At 31.1% G+C, this 15,585-nt stretch carries 16 protein-coding genes; 12 read left to right on the forward strand and 4 right to left on the reverse strand.

From position 1 onward, the window contains the following. Positions 1-45 precede the first annotated feature (45 nt). From QZ286_RS04615 to QZ286_RS04640, 6 genes are all read left to right on the forward strand, one after another. Positions 46-624 (forward strand): tetratricopeptide repeat protein, encoded by a 579-nt coding sequence (locus QZ286_RS04615; protein WP_291255802.1) that lies wholly within the window; start codon positions 46-48, stop codon positions 622-624. Next, on the forward strand, positions 614-1,165 hold the full coding sequence (locus QZ286_RS04620; protein ID WP_291255803.1) for a DnaJ domain-containing protein: 552 nt from the start codon (positions 614-616) through the stop codon (positions 1,163-1,165). Before QZ286_RS04615 ends, QZ286_RS04620 begins: the two co-directional genes overlap by 11 nt. Before the next feature lie 89 nt (positions 1,166-1,254). Then, positions 1,255-2,604, forward strand: a complete 1,350-nt coding sequence (gene glmU, locus QZ286_RS04625; RefSeq protein WP_291255804.1) for a bifunctional UDP-N-acetylglucosamine diphosphorylase/glucosamine-1-phosphate N-acetyltransferase GlmU — start codon at positions 1,255-1,257, stop codon at positions 2,602-2,604. A gap of 3 nt (positions 2,605-2,607) precedes the next feature. After that, complete coding sequence (locus QZ286_RS04630; RefSeq protein WP_291255805.1) at positions 2,608-3,579, forward strand: ribose-phosphate diphosphokinase; 972 nt, start codon at positions 2,608-2,610, stop codon at positions 3,577-3,579. Positions 3,580-3,666: 87 nt separating this feature from the next. Next, positions 3,667-4,296, forward strand: a complete 630-nt coding sequence (locus tag QZ286_RS04635; RefSeq protein ID WP_291255806.1) for an L-threonylcarbamoyladenylate synthase — start codon at positions 3,667-3,669, stop codon at positions 4,294-4,296. Positions 4,297-4,306: 10 nt separating this feature from the next. Beyond that, the gene (locus QZ286_RS04640) at positions 4,307-4,744 is read left to right on the forward strand and encodes a hypothetical protein (RefSeq protein ID WP_291255807.1); all 438 of its coding nucleotides are present in this window, start codon (positions 4,307-4,309) and stop codon (positions 4,742-4,744) included. Positions 4,745-4,824: 80 nt separating this feature from the next. Here QZ286_RS04640 and QZ286_RS04645 read toward each other — a convergent pair whose 3' ends face one another. Beyond that, a complete protein-coding gene (locus QZ286_RS04645; RefSeq protein WP_291255808.1) occupies positions 4,825-5,460 on the reverse strand; it encodes a MurR/RpiR family transcriptional regulator in 636 nt (211 codons plus the stop codon). 50 nt (positions 5,461-5,510) lie between these two features. On the opposite strand from QZ286_RS04645, the gene QZ286_RS04650 reads away from it, so the two are divergent. Further along, a complete protein-coding gene (locus QZ286_RS04650; protein WP_291255809.1) occupies positions 5,511-6,125 on the forward strand; it encodes a hypothetical protein in 615 nt (204 codons plus the stop codon). A 15-nt stretch (positions 6,126-6,140) separates the two neighbouring features. Next, positions 6,141-7,433 (forward strand): PTS transporter subunit EIIC, encoded by a 1,293-nt coding sequence (locus QZ286_RS04655; protein ID WP_291255810.1) that lies wholly within the window; start codon positions 6,141-6,143, stop codon positions 7,431-7,433. A gap of 51 nt (positions 7,434-7,484) precedes the next feature. On the opposite strand, the gene trpS is transcribed toward QZ286_RS04655, so the two are convergent. Both trpS and QZ286_RS04665 read right to left on the reverse strand, forming a co-directional pair. Then, entirely contained in the window at positions 7,485-8,474 is a 990-nt protein-coding gene (gene trpS / locus QZ286_RS04660; RefSeq protein ID WP_291255811.1) for a tryptophan--tRNA ligase, read from the reverse strand. 51 nt (positions 8,475-8,525) lie between these two features. Beyond that, the gene (locus tag QZ286_RS04665) at positions 8,526-9,662 is read right to left on the reverse strand and encodes an ABC transporter substrate-binding protein (RefSeq protein ID WP_291255812.1); all 1,137 of its coding nucleotides are present in this window, start codon (positions 9,660-9,662) and stop codon (positions 8,526-8,528) included. Between the two features lie 366 nt (positions 9,663-10,028). Here QZ286_RS04665 and QZ286_RS04670 point away from each other — a divergent pair, with 366 nt between their 5' ends. The 4 genes from QZ286_RS04670 to mglC all read left to right on the forward strand — a co-directional run bounded on the left by QZ286_RS04670 (position 10,029) and on the right by mglC (position 14,827). After that, positions 10,029-10,976 (forward strand): ROK family protein, encoded by a 948-nt coding sequence (locus QZ286_RS04670; protein WP_291255813.1) that lies wholly within the window; start codon positions 10,029-10,031, stop codon positions 10,974-10,976. Between the two features lie 185 nt (positions 10,977-11,161). Continuing rightward, a complete protein-coding gene (gene mglB / locus QZ286_RS04675) occupies positions 11,162-12,190 on the forward strand; it encodes a galactose/glucose ABC transporter substrate-binding protein MglB (RefSeq protein ID WP_291255814.1) in 1,029 nt (342 codons plus the stop codon). 78 nt (positions 12,191-12,268) lie between these two features. Continuing rightward, entirely contained in the window at positions 12,269-13,771 is a 1,503-nt protein-coding gene (gene mglA / locus QZ286_RS04680; protein ID WP_291255815.1) for a galactose/methyl galactoside ABC transporter ATP-binding protein MglA, read from the forward strand. Between the two features lie 36 nt (positions 13,772-13,807). Next, complete coding sequence (gene mglC / locus QZ286_RS04685; RefSeq protein ID WP_291255816.1) at positions 13,808-14,827, forward strand: galactose/methyl galactoside ABC transporter permease MglC; 1,020 nt, start codon at positions 13,808-13,810, stop codon at positions 14,825-14,827. 32 nt (positions 14,828-14,859) lie between these two features. On the opposite strand, the gene QZ286_RS04690 is transcribed toward mglC, so the two are convergent. Next, a complete protein-coding gene (locus QZ286_RS04690) occupies positions 14,860-15,174 on the reverse strand; it encodes a LytTR family DNA-binding domain-containing protein (protein WP_291255817.1) in 315 nt (104 codons plus the stop codon). Positions 15,175-15,585: the final 411 nt, after the last annotated feature.

Genomic DNA, 15,585 nt, shown 5'->3' on the forward strand with positions numbered 1-15,585 from the left:
GTTATAATAAGGTATAAATTCTATCAAAAGGAGGTTAGAATTATAGTGGAAAATGATCTATTAAAAACACAATTATTTGCTGAATTTGAGGTTGAAAAACTAAAACAAAAAGAAGAAGAAGTAAGAATGTCACTCTTAATCAATCCAAATGATTTTGAACTCTTGAGAGAATTAGCTATTATCTTATATCATAAAAATGATTATGCAAGTGCGATAAAAGTTTATAAAAAAGTTTTAGAGTATAAAGAGAATAAAGTGGAGGGATATGCTTTTTTAGGACAACTTTACTATGAGAATGAAGAGTATAAAAAAGCTATAGAGATGTTTGAAAAAGCATTGGACATCAATCCAGATTTCGCATTTGGACATTTTTTGCTAGGAAATGCATATTCTAGAGCTGGAGATATTATGAATGCTATTACTAGTTATGACTTTGCAATATTTTTGGATTTAGATATCTACAAAGCTCATTTGGATTTTGCTGAAAAATATGAAAAGATGGGAGCTTATGAGAGAGCCGTAAGAGAGTATAGATTAGCTTACGACATAGATCCTAGAGAGAAGAGTGTAAGAGAGAAGATAAAAGATTTAGAAGGAAAAATAAGGAGAACAGATGATTTATAGTATTTCGTTAACATTTATACTGATACTATTTCTATTCATTGGCTTGACTTTTGGATTTAATAGAGCAGTAGGAATGATTCCAGTATTATTCATAGTATTTTTATTAGTAGCTTTTTTAGGATGGTTTGCTGTTAATTTTTTCTGGGTAATACTACTTGTTGTATTAATAAATTACTTAAAAAATAAAAATCAACCTAAGAGCACGAAGAGAAGAACTTACTATTATAGATATGACAGTAATGGTGCAAGTGATTTTGAGGAGTTTTTTCGTCAGGCTAGTGGAAACTATAGCAGACAACAGTATAGTGGAAATTATGAAACTCCCTTTGGTTATGCTGAAGACAAAAGCAAGTATTACACTATATTAGGTGTTACTAAAGATGCTGGAAAAGATGAGATAAAAAAGGCTTATAGAGATCTGGTAAAACAACATCACCCAGATAAATTTACAAATGCTAGTGAGTCTGAAAAAGAGTATCACGAAAATAAATTAAAAGAAATAAATGAAGCTTATGAAAAACTTTCAAAAGATTTTTCTTAAGCTTGAAATAGTTAAATAAGTATGATATAATTTAACACGTATGAGATGTTTTTAGTAATTGTACAGTATAACTTAAAGGAGTGTAGTTTATGAAACTTAAAACATTAATTCTAGCTGCAGGAAAAGGGACTAGAATGAAGTCAGATCTTCCTAAAGTAATTCACAAAGTGAATGGAATCCCAATGATATCTAAAATAATAGATGTTTTATCAGGACTAGAGCCAGAAGAAAACATATTAATTTTAGGACATAAAAAAGAGGAAGTATTAAAAGTAGTAGGGGAGAATTGTGACTATGTTCTACAAACTGAACAGTTGGGGACTGGACATGCAGTTATCCAAGCTAAAGAAAAATTATCTAATTATGATGGAGATGTAATGATTTTATGTGGTGATACTCCACTTTTAAGAGAGAGCACATTGAGATCTTTATATGAATATCATCAAAAAAATGGAGCAACAACAACTATACTTACATCTATTTATGAGAATCCTTTTGGTTATGGAAGAATTGTAAAAGAGAATGACCTTGTAAAAGCTATCGTTGAGGAGAAAGAAGCGAGTGAAGAGATCAAAAAGATAAAAGAGGTAAATGCGGGAGTATACTGTTTTAATTCTAAAGAGTTATTCAAAGCATTGGACAAGATAAATAACAACAATGAAAAGGGAGAGTACTATCTTACTGATGTAATTGGTATTCAAGTTTCAGAGAATAAAAAGGTTCAAAGTTTCATATTAGAGGATAATATGGAGATTTTAGGAGTTAACTCTAAAGTTGAATTAGCACAGGCTAATAAAGTTTTAAGAGATAGAAAAAATAAGGAGTTAATGGAAGAGGGAGTTATACTTATTGATCCTGAAAATACATATGTAGAGGAAAGTGTAAAAATAGGAAAGGATACAGTACTATATCCAGGAGTATTTTTACAAGGAGATACAATTATTGGAGAAAATTGCGAATTAATTGGCAATGTTAGAATAATAGATAGCAGATTGGGAAATAACATAAGAATTGAAAGTTCTGTTATAGAAGAGAGTATTATAGATGATGGGGTTACTATGGGACCATATGCACATTTAAGACCTAAATCTCATCTAAAAGAAAAAGTTCACATTGGAAACTTTGTAGAAGTAAAAAAATCTACTCTAGAAAAAGGAGTAAAAGCAGGACATCTCACATATTTAGGAGATGCACAGGTTGGTGAGAACACAAACATAGGAGCAGGAACAATTACTTGTAACTATGATGGTGTAAACAAATTTAAAACAACAATAGGGAAAGAAGTATTTATAGGAAGTGATACAATGCTTGTAGCTCCGGTAAACATAGGAGAAAAAGCTCTTGTAGGTGCTGGTTCTGTAATTACAAAAGATGTTCCTAACAACTCATTAGCTGTATCAAGAAGTAAACAAATTATTAAAACCGACTGGAGGAAATAAAAAATGATTAATTCTGAAAATGTAAAAATTTTCGCAGGAACTTCAAACAAGGACTTAGCTAAGAAAATAGCTGAGAAGTATGGGCTACCTTTAGGAGAAGCAGAAGTAGTTAGATTTAAAGACGGAGAGGTATTCGTAAAGATCGACGAAACAGTAAGAGGAAGAGATGTATTTGTTGTACAATCAACTTCTGAACCTGTTAATGAAAACTTAATGGAATTATTAATTTTCATTGACGCATTAAAAAGAGCATCAGCTAAGAGTATAAACGTTATTATACCTTACTATGGTTATGCTAGACAAGATAGAAAATCAAATCCTAGAGAACCAATCACATCAAAATTAGTAGCAAACTTACTAACTAAATCAGGTGCTACAAGAATAATAGCTATGGATTTACATGCTGATCAAATTCAAGGTTTCTTCGATATTCCTGTTGATCATATGCAAGCTTTACCATTAATGGTAAAATACTTTATGAAAAAAGGTCTATATGGAGATGATGTAGTAGTAGTTTCTCCAGATATCGGTGGAGTAAAAAGAGCTAGAAAATTAGCTGAATGGTTAGATTGTAAAATCGCTATCATTGATAAGAGAAGACCAAAACCAAACATGTCAGAAGTTATGAACTTAATAGGAGAAGTTCAAGGTAAAACAGCTATCTTCATAGATGATATGATAGATACAGCTGGAACAATAACAAACGGAGCTGCAGCAATCATAGATAGAGGAGCTAAAGAAGCATACGCTTGTTGTACACACGCAGTATTCTCAGATCCTGCAATAGAAAGATTAGCAGCATCACCTTTAAAAGAAGTTATAATAACTGACTCAATAGCATTACCAGAAAGAAAGAAATTAGACAAGATAACTGTATTATCAGTAGATGAGATTTTTGCTGAAGCAATAAGAAGAATTGTTAATAATCAATCAGTTTCTGAGTTATTTGAGAAAAAATTAATAATGGAAAATTAATTTAGAGAGAAAAAGCTAGTATTTTACTAGCTTTTTTTATTTAGATATGATAAAATTATTAGGAGTTTAAAAAATAAGGTGTATAAAATGAAAGTGATATATGATTTAAAAAATATAGATTTTAATAGAATAAAAGAGTTGCTAGAGGAGAAGGAGATAGTTGTATATCCCACAGATACTGTATATGGAGTGGGAGGTTTAATCACCTCTGAAGAGGCAATAAAGAAGATATATCAAGCTAAAGAGAGAAGTTATAACTCTCCTATAATTGCTTTGGTAAGTAGTGTGGACAAGGTAGAGGAGATAGCTTATATAAATGAGAAGAATAGAGATCTAATAGAGAGATTGATAGAGAGATTTTGGCCAGGAGGACTTACAATCATTTTGAAAAAAAGAGAGTTTGTTCCAGATATCTTAACAGCTAAGGGAGATACTATAGGGATCAGAATGCCAAATTTAGATATAGCTTTAAAAATAATAGAATCAGTAGGGGGGGTACTACCAACTACTAGTGCTAATATTTCTGGAGAAACTACTCCAAGATCTTATGATGAGGTTTCTGAAAGATTTAGAGAGAGAGTAGGAATTTTGATAGATGGTGGAAAATCTCCATTGGGAGAGGAATCAACTATAATAGATATGAGTAATGAACCTAAGATAGTAAGAGTAGGGGCAATACCTGTAGAAGAGATTGAAAAAGTAATTGGAAAGATATAGGGAGGAAATTATGAAAACACAAAGAGTAAATCCAAATGGAATGAATCCTATGCAGATGAACAGCATGTCTGGAATGATGGGAATGATGAACAGTATCCAAAGAATAGGAAAGGGAAAGAGAAAGATAGCTGTTGTTTTAGATAAGAGCAACAAAAAGTTTTTATCTAAATTCATAGATGAGGTAAAGAAACAATTTTTATCATCAGCAATGGGAGCACAAACTGCAAATTTAGGAGAGTTCTTTGATTATATAAAATCAGTAGCTGATTCAAAAGAGCAAATGGAATTAAAATTGAGCTTTGAAGAGTATGAGTTTTTAAAAAGAATGTTAATAGATTCTGTAAGAGGAATGGAAGGAATGACATTTAAGTGGTATCAATTTGTAAAAAAAGGTATGCTTAAAGTTATGATAAAGCAGTACAAAGAGTTATTGACAAAGTTTAAATAAGAAATACAAAAAACATTTTTCTAAATTTAGAAAAATGTTTTTTTATTGCCCGAAAATATTGATTTTATTGTTAAATTTTGTTATATTTTAGTCAATAAATATTCAAAAGTAGAGATGACATTAGCAAAAAATACTCCTTGATTTAAAATGAAAGAGTAATTGGAAAGAGATTCTATGGTAGAATCTTTCTTACCTAAAAAACTTATTATGGGAATTGAATTTTTATGAGCTAAATTAACAACATCTAAAAGAGATTCTGTTTCACCTGATTCAGAAACAACAATTAAAATAACTTTATTGTTAATAAAGTTCTCTAAAAGTTGAAGATGTCCATTGGAGATTGAACGGTGACCAGTAAGTGTGAGTCTTTCGTTCATATATGAGGTAATATTATTTGCTATTCCAATAGAACAAAACATTATCAGGGGATCTGGGTATCTTGTTAAAATTTCAACAGGTATCTTGAGATCAATACTACTTGAAAATTGGATTGGATTATTAGAGTTTTTTATTTGAAAAATTAAGTCTGTAAAACCTCGGAATCCAATTTTTTTTATACACGAATAGATGACAGTAGTTGACGTATAGTTTTCTTTAGCTGTCTCTCTAATAGAAAGTTTTATACCCTTAAGAGTTTTCTCTTGGATATAGAGTAATATATTTTTTTCTAAGTCATTTAATTTATGTTTTTTTACTAAATAATTTATATCTAACAATTGCATCACCAAATATATTATACAATAAAATCAATAAAAAGGAGAAGAGAATGGAAAAAAAATTTATAACAGATCCTTGGGCAAGAACAATAACAAGAAATGGATTACCAGGAGATGAAGTTATCTCTGCATTACAAAAATCAATTAGAAGAGGTAAAGTAGAGGCAGCTTGTGAGTTTGCTTATGAGATGTACATAACATCACCACAGATGGAGGAAAAATTATGGAGAAGATTGACTGCTATATCTGTTGAGGACATAGGAATGGGAGATCCAATGGCAGCAGTACTTATAAATAATTTAAGACAGATGAGAAAAGAGTACTCATATGCAGATGGAGATAGACCAATATTTTTTATACACGCTATAAGATACCTGTGTCAATGTGAAAAGGATAGATCAAGTGATTTATTAAAAAATATAGTTATAAAGAGCTTTGCAATGGGATATGTTCCTGAGATTCCAGATTATGCTTTAGATAAGCATACAACAAGAGGAGCAGAGATGGGAAGAGATTCATTCCATTTTTTAAATGAGGCAAGTAAAGTTATACCACAAAAAGAGATTGATAATGATTATAAAGAGAGATATAACAAGATTTTAGAAAAATATGATGCCAAAAATGTAGTTGCTTCGGCTTTTAAGTTTAATCCTTGGCAAGAGTAAGGAGAGGGGAAAGATATGGAAAGTAAATTTTTAGAAAAGTTAGAAAAAGTATTGTTACCTATTGGAAGTAAGATAGCTAATCAGAAACATCTACAAGCTATATCAGTTGGAATGATGATGACACTTGCTCTAATAGTTGTAGGTTCTCTGTTTTTAATAGTAGCAAATCCACCTATTAATTTGGATATGGTTGATTTGAACACAAGTAATGTATTTTTAAAATTTATGATTGGTTGGAAGCAGTTTGCAGTGGCTAATTATGATATTATAACTAGACCATTTAATTTCACAATGGGAGTAGTTGGGCTGATGACAGCTTTTACAATAGCCTATTCTTTAGCTAATGAATATAAGTTAAATAACTTAACTTCTGGATTGATTTCAATGGTAATATTCCTAATGATAGCAGCACCTATAGAGGATGGAAAGATTGTGATGCAATATTTAGGAGCAGATGGGTTGTTTATAGCTATTGTAATATCGTTAATAAGTGTTGAAATATCAATGGTAGTTGAAAGATTTAATTGGAAATTTAAAAGTGAACATATACCACCAGCAGTTTTATCATTTATGAATGCTCTAATTCCATTATTTTTAAATATTGTTATAATATATGGAGTGAGTGCAGTAATATTTGCTAAAACAGGAAAAACTATACCAGGAATTATAATGGCTTTACTTACTCCGGCTTTATCAGTTGGAAACAACATCTGGGGATACCTAATAATTCTACTATTTGGAAATATTTTGTGGTTGTTTGGAATAAATGGAACTTCAGTAATATTCCCAATAGTTTTTTCAATAGGAATAGCTAATACTGGAATAAATAGTGAACTTGTAAGACAGGGAAAATCTCCAGAGATGTTAATGAATTTACAAATGTTTAGAGTTGCTGTATTAGGAGGAGCTGGAAATACCTTAGGACTTATTCTACTCATGTTAAAAAGTAAATCAGAACAGTTAAAAACTTTAGGGAAACTAGCCTTCGTACCAGGAATTTGTGGAATAAATGAACCTGTGATCTTTGGAACACCTATAATTTTTAACCCTATCTTAGGAATTCCATTCCTAGTTACACCACTTGTAACAGTATCGTTGACATACATAGCTCAAAAGTTAAATATAATCTCAATGGGATATATAGTAGATCCTTCATTTACTCCATTCTTTATACAAGGATATCTATCATCATTGGATTTTAGAAACTTAATCTTTTATTTTGGTTTAGTAGTAGTGAGCCTTGTTATATACTTCCCATTCTTCAAAGTATATGAAAAGAACCTAATAAAACAAGAGATGGATATGTAAAATAGAAAAAAGAGTAGCTTAGCTACTCTTTTTCTGCTTAATATTGAAGAATTAGTATTTATACATATTTCCAATAATACCAACAGCTTCTTTAGCTTTCATAACTTTCTCTTGAGCTATTGCTCTAGCTTTTTTTCCACCTTCAAAAAGTACGTCATGGATATAGTCCATATCTTGCATCAATTTCTCTCTTTTTTCTCTAGCTTCTCCAAAATATTCTAAAACAGCATTTAAAACCTCTGTTTTAGCATGTCCATATCCATAGTTTCCAGCTAAGAATTTTTCTTTCATCTCATTTTGTTTTTCAATAGTAGCAAAAAGAGAGTAGATTTTAGCTATATTATTATCTGGATTTTTAGGCTCTTCCAATGGAGTAGAGTCAGTAACAATACTCATAATCTGTTTTTTTAGATCTTTTTTACTAGCAAACATATTAATAGTATTTCCATAAGATTTACTCATTTTTTGTCCATCTACTCCTGGTACAACAGCAGATTCATCTAGAGTAAGAGGTTCAGGAAGTTTAAATAGATCAACTCCATACTGTTGGTTAAATTTCATAGCTATATCTCTAGTCATTTCAAGATGTTGTTTTTGATCCTTTCCAACAGGAACTACATCAGCATCATACATCAATATATCAGCTGCCATAAGGACAGGATAAGTAAGAAGTCCTGTGTTAGGAGTGATTCCTTTAGCTACTTTATCTTTGTAAGAGTGACCTCTTTCAAGTAATCCAACAGGTGTTACATTTGATAGTAACCAAGAAAGTTCAACATGTTCAGGGACATCTGATTGTAAAAATATTGTTGATTTATTTGGATCAAGTCCTAATGCAAGATAATCTAATACAATATTGTAAGTATTATCTTTTAAGGCTTTGGGATCAGTTAATGATGTAAGAGAGTGGTAATCAGCTATGAAATAAAATCCATCATATACACCACTGTTTTGAGCTTCTATAAATTGTTTCATAGCTCCGAAATAATTTCCTAGGTGAAGAATTCCACTAGGTTGAATTCCAGATAAACTTCTTTTCATTTTATTCCTCCTAAATTATGATATAAATTCCTTAATATTATATCACAATACCTATTTTGTTTCTACTAGAGAATCAAAAATGTACTTTCCATCTTTAACTTTGATCAAAGTTACTGCTTTTACAGGATTGTTATTTTTATCAAAAGTAAGATGTCCAGTAATTCCATCCAAATCAGTTTTTTTAATAGCTTCTACTAACTCATTCTTGTCAACAGAATTAGCTGATTCAATAGCTGACTTTAAAACATATACAGTGTCATAGGCTAAAGCTGAAAATGCTGTAGGCTCTTCTTTATAAGTATCTCTATACTTAGTTAAAAAAGCTTGTAATCTTTCATTTTGATCCTCACTAGAGTAATGGTTAGTAAAGTAACTATTATCAACAGTTGTATAAGCTGAAGGATCAAGAGCCTTTATAATTCCATCCCAACCATCAGGACCAATGAAAGTAGATTTTATTCCTACCTCTCTAGCCTGTGTAGCTATAAGAGCAGATTGCTCATAGTATTCTGGTATCATTAAAACATCTGGATTTTCTCCCTTTATTTTAGTAAGTTGTGCTTTAAAATCCTTATCATTTTCAGAATATCCCTCCTTAGCAACAATTGTTATACCCTCTTTATTAGCTTGAGTAATAAAAGCTTTTGTAATACCATCAGAGTAATCGCTAGAAGTATTTACTAAAATAGCAGCAGTTTTAGCATTTAATTTATCTTTTGAGAATTTTGCTAATACACTTCCTTGATATGGATCTGTGAAACAAGTACGGAATACGCTAGATCCCTCTTTGGTAATATCAATCTGTGTTGCTGTAGGTGTAATCATAGGGATACCATCTTGAGATGCTATTTCAGCAACAGCAAGAGTAGATTTAGAGGTAACACTTCCAATGATAGCAGATACTCCACTATCTATCAATTTGTTATAGGCATTAACTGCTTCAATTGGATCAGCCTTCTCATCTAATGAGATGTACTCCAATTTTTTACCTAATACACCTCCATTGGAATTTATCTCATCAAAAGCTAACTTTGCACCATTTTCAATAGAGGTTCCATAGATAGCAGCAGAACCAGTTAAAGGTCCCATTCCACCTATTTTGATTGAAGAGTTATCCTGTTGGACATTGGAATCCCCACAACCAGTTAAGATAAAGATTGTTGTTAAAAAAGTGATGATTTTTTTCATAAAATTTTCCTCCTTAAGATATTTTGGTATAAAAAAAACAGCCCTGTTAGGCTGTTAAAAACAAAAATTATTTAGTACAAAAAAGTATTCTTAAAAAAATATAGAATAGGGAACTAAATAACATAAAAATCCTAACATTTAGACAATGGATATGACAAAAAACTCAGTCTGTTATTGCTGAGTAAGAGTACATATGCAGTTGTCCAACAAATGTTAGAACTAAACATAATAGTTTCCTCCTTAAAATGATTTCATCCATTATAACACTTTTTTAAAAAAAATCAAGTGTAATTTTAAAATAAAAAAAGATGTAAAAAAAAATAACATATAGTATAATAAAGTTATCATAAAGATGGAGGTATTAGAATGAATTATTATGTAGGTATTGATTTAGGGGGAACAAATACAAAAATAGGAATACTTGATATTCAAGGAAATATTTTTAAAAGCACTATCATAAAAACTTTATCAGCAGAGGGAGCAGAGAGCACACTTACTAGAATCTGGGAAGCAGCAAAAAATTTAGCTATAGAGTTAAATATAGAGATTAAAGATTTGAAAGGAATAGGAATAGGTATACCTGGACCTGTTATAAACCAAAGTGTTGTAGCTTTTTTTGCTAATTTTCCTTGGGGAACAAATGTTGAAATCAAAAAGATGATGGAGAATATATCTGGTGTAGAAACAAGATTAGACAATGATGTGAATATAATTGCACTAGGTGAAGCAAGATATGGAGCAGCAAAGGGAAGTAGTACAAGTGTAACTATTGCTTTGGGAACAGGAATAGGTGGAGGTATCTATATTGAAGGTAAACTTATCTCTGGATTTACAGGTGCTGGAGGAGAAGTTGGACATATGAAGCTTGTGAAAGATGGTAGATTGTGTGGTTGTGGACAAAATGGTTGTTTTGAAGCATATGCATCAGCTACAGGTTTAGTAAGAGAGGCTACTTCAAGATTGACTGTAAATAAAAATAATATGTTGTACTCTATGATAGATGGAGATATTGAGAGATTAGAAGCGAAAGATATATTTGATGCAGCTAAAAAAGGGGATAAATTCTCAATGGACCTAGTTGATTATGAAGCTGAATATTTAGCTATGGGAATAGGAAATATTCTGAATATAATAAATCCAGAAAAAGTTGTATTAGGCGGAGGAGTAGCTATGGCAGGAGATATTCTGTTATCACCTATGAAGAAGAAATTAGAAAAGTATGCATTGGGAGTAACTCTGGAAAATTTAGAGATAGTTCAAGGTGTATTGGGAAATGAAGCTGGAATAAAGGGTGCAGTTGGACTGTTTATGTAGATTATTTAGAGAAAAAACTTATTTTATTTTGTAAAATAAGTTTATATATTTTAAAGATTGTTACTTGACAAAATATAGATAAAATACTATCATTGAGTATATAGATTGAAAACGTTCTTTAGAGTTTAAAAAGAATTAAAAAGTTCACAAATTAAACAGTGTACACTATAGGAGGGAATTAAGATATGAAAAAAACAGGAATTATCTTAGGAGCATTATTATTAGCAGCTGGTTTAACAGGATGTGGTGGAGAGAAGAAAGAGGAAGCTACTGCAGCAGCAAAAGCACCTGAAAAATCAAGAATAGGATTTACAGCATACAAGTATGATGATAACTTTATATCACTATACAGAAAAGTTGTATTAGCTGAAGCTGATAAAGTTAAAGACACAGTTGAATTAACAATGAACGATTCTCAAAATAGCCAACAAACTCAAAATGACCAAATAGATGTTATGTTATCTAAAGGTGTAGATGCATTAGCAATCAACTTAGTTGACCCAGCAGCAGGACAAACAGTAATGGAAAAAATAAAAGCTGAGAATGTTCCAGTTGTATTTTATAATAAAAAACCAGCTAAATCAGTATTAGAAGGATATGAAAAAGCTTACTATGTAGGAATTGACCCAAATGCTCAAGGTGTAGCACAAGGTGAATTAATAGCAAAAGCTTGGAAAGCTAATCCAGATTTAGACTTAAATAAAGATGGAGTTATCCAATATGTTATGATAAAAGGAGAGCCTGGACACCCAGATGCTGAAGCAAGAACAATTTACTCTATCAAAACTTTAAATGATATGGGAATCCAAACTGAAGAGTTACATCTAGACGCTGCAATGTGGGATACTGCAATGGCAAAAGATAAAATGGATGCTTGGTTATCAGGACCTAATGGAGAAAAAATTGAAGTTGTAATTTCAAACAACGACGGAATGGCTCTAGGAGCTATCGAATCATTAAAAGCAGCAGGAAAAATGTTACCAGTTTATGGAGTAGATGCTTTACCAGAGGCAATTGCTAAGATAGAAGCTGGAGAGATGGCAGGAACTGTTCTTAACGACGCTCAAGGACAAGGAAAAGGAACTTGGGATATGGTTGTAAACTTAGCTCAAGGAAAAGAAGCAACAGATGGAACTTCTTATGAGTTAGTAGAAAAAGAATTATTAATTCCTAGTATTGGAATAGATAAAGAAAATGCAGCACAATTCAAATAGAAACAATTAGTTAGGATTAGTTGAAAAGGGGAATTGTAACTTACAATTTCCCCTTTTTTATGAAAGAAGGAGACTGTCATGGAAAAGGATAAATACTTATTAGAGATGAACAATATTACAAAAGAATTTCCTGGGGTAAAGGCATTAGATGGTGCAAATCTAAAAGTAAGACCTTATTCGGTACATGCTCTAATGGGAGAGAATGGTGCAGGAAAATCGACTCTAATGAAATGCTTATTTGGTATTTATGAAAAAGATTCAGGGGATATCTTATTTGAAGGAAAAGAGATAAACTTTAAATCGGCAAAAGAAGCATTAGATAATGGAGTTTCAATGGTTCATCAGGAGTTAAACCAAGTTCTACAGAGAAATATCTTAGATAATATTTGGTTAGGAAGATATCCTAAAAAAGGATTCTTTATTGATGAGAAAAAAATGTATGAAGATACTAAAAGAATATTTGAAGATTTGGATATAAATGTGGATCCACGTGCAAAAATGGGAGATCTAGCTGTTTCTGAAAGACAGATGGTAGAGATAGCTAAGGCTGTATCATATAATTCTAAAATCATAGTTATGGATGAGCCAACATCATCACTTACAGAGAAAGAGGTAGAACATTTATTCAGAATTATCAATAAATTAAGAGATAAAGGTTGTGGAATTGTTTATATATCTCATAAAATGGAAGAGATAAAAGCTATATCTGATGATATAACAATAATGAGAGATGGAAAATGGATAGGAACAGAATCTGTAAAAGATTTAACAACTGATCAAATAATAAATATGATGGTAGGAAGAGATTTAACTAATCGTTTCCCACCAAAAGACAACGTAATCAAAGAGGAGATCTTAAAAGTTCAAGGCTTGACAGCATTACATCAACCTTCTATTCAAGATATATCTTTTGAATTACACAAGGGTGAGATACTTGGAATAGCAGGATTAGTTGGTTCTAAGAGAACAGAGATCGTAGAAACAATTTTCGGAATGAGAGAAAAATCAAGTGGGAAAATAACTATTAAAGGGAAAGAGGTAAAAAATAGCAATCCAAATGAAGCAATTGCAAATGGTTTTGCTCTTGTAACAGAGGAGCGTAGAGCAACAGGTATCTATGGAATGCTAGATATAAATTTCAACTCCACTATTTCAAACTTAGATAGATATAGAGGAAAAGCAGCACTTCTAAATGACAAAGGAATGAAAGAGGATACTCAGTGGGTAATAAATAGTATGCACGTAAAAACACCTTCACAAGATACAACTATCGGATCACTATCTGGTGGAAATCAACAAAAGGTAATCTTGGGAAGATGGCTATTAACAGAGCCAGATGTACTTATGCTAGATGAACCTACAAGAGGTATTGACGTTTTAGCTAAATATGAGATATATCAGTTGATGATAGAGTTAGCTAAGAAAGATAAAGCAATAATAATGATATCTTCAGAGATGCCTGAGCTTTTAGGAGTAACAGATAGAATACTTGTAATGAGTAATGGAAGAGTTGCAGGAATAGTAAAAACTTCTGAAACTACTCAAGAAGAGATAATGACACTATCAGCTAAATATCTATAAGGTTAAGAAATAAGAGATAAAGAGGAGAAAAAGGTTATGAATATACGTACAAAAGATGGAAATATAGATTATAAAAAACTTTTAATTCAAAGTGGATTGTATTTGGTATTGTTTTTAATGTTAGTTCTTATTATAATTAAGGAGCCTTCTTTCTTAAGTATAAGAAACTTTAAAAATATTTTAACTCAATCATCTGTAAGACTTATTATAGCACTAGGTGTTGCAGGGCTTATAGTAACAACAGGTACAGACCTTTCAGTAGGAAGACAGGTTGGATTTTCAGCAGTAATTTCAGCAACTTTATTACAAGCAGCTACAACTGCTCATAAGGTATATCCTAATATGCAGGATTTCCCGTTATTTGGAGCAATTGCAATAGTAATGGTAGTTGGTATGGTAATTGGTGCTTTAAACGGATTGGCAGTAGCCAAGTTAAATCTACACCCGTTCATAGTAACAATGGGAAGTATGACAATAGTTTATGGAATTAACTCACTTTATTATGATTATGCTGGTGGATCACCAATAGCTGGATTTGCAAGCAAATATACAACATTTGCACAAGGTTACATAGATATAGGTGGATTTACAATTTCTTACTTAATTTTCTATGCTATAATTGCAACATTAATAATGTGGGTACTATGGAATAAAACAAAATTTGGTAAAAATGTATTTGCTGTTGGAGGAAATATAGAAGCTGCTAAAGTATCAGGAGTAAATGTTCACTGGACATTGATAAAACTATATGCTTTATCTGGAATATTTTATGCATTTGGTGGATTCTTAGAAGCAGGACGTATTGGATCAGCAACTAACAACTTAGGAAATATGTATGAGATGGACGCAATTGCTGCTTGTGTAATTGGAGGAGTTTCATTCTATGGAGGAGTTGGAAAGATATCAGGAGTTGTAACAGGAGTTATATTACTTACAGTTATCAACTATGGATTAACTTATATAGGTGTAAATCCATACTGGCAATATATTATAAAAGGACTTATCATAATAGTGGCAGTTGCATTTGACTCTATTAAATATGCTAAGAAAAAATAGAAATATATAAGAAGAGAGGCTTTGACCTCTCTTTATTTTATGCTTAATAATTCTTTAAACTCTTTAATATTATTTCTACTAACGGGGATTTTAGATTTTATATTTTCAATTTTTAAAATGTATGTTCCATTAAACCAAGGTTCAATCTCTCTGATTTTATCAAGATTTACAATATATGATCTGTGAGTTCTATAGAATTTATTTTTAGGAAGGAGCTCCTCCCACTTAGAAAGATTTAACTTGGAAGTATAACAAAAATCTTGTGTATAAATAAGGCTCTCTTTCTCTATAATTTCAATGTAGCAGATCTCATCAATGGATAGGACAATCATTTTTTCACCGAGCATTACAGTTATTTTATTGAGTCTATTATTTTCTTTTGGAATACTACTTATCTTAGAATTTTCAAGATTGGATAAAACCTCATTTATTCTAGCTTCTGAATAGGATTTTAACAGATAATCAAAAGCTTTTATCTCAAAGGCTTCAGCAGCATAGTCTTTAAGTACAATAGAGTTAATCGGAAATGTATCAGGTATAATTTTATCACTTATCTGTACTATAAGATTTATGAGATACTAAAAAAATAGTTATTAATAATATATTTTATATTTATAAAGGGGGCTGTTGCAAACTTAATAGCTATATGTTTTAAAATTAGCTAAAGAGATTTTTTAATCTCTTTGGCTTTTTTATTTTTAAAATAAAAAAAGGTATAAAGTACTCGAAATTTTTTCAAATTTCTAATACAATATACC

The organism is Fusobacterium sp. (genome assembly GCF_019012925.1).
Classification (GTDB): Bacteria; Fusobacteriota; Fusobacteriia; order Fusobacteriales; family Fusobacteriaceae; genus Fusobacterium_A.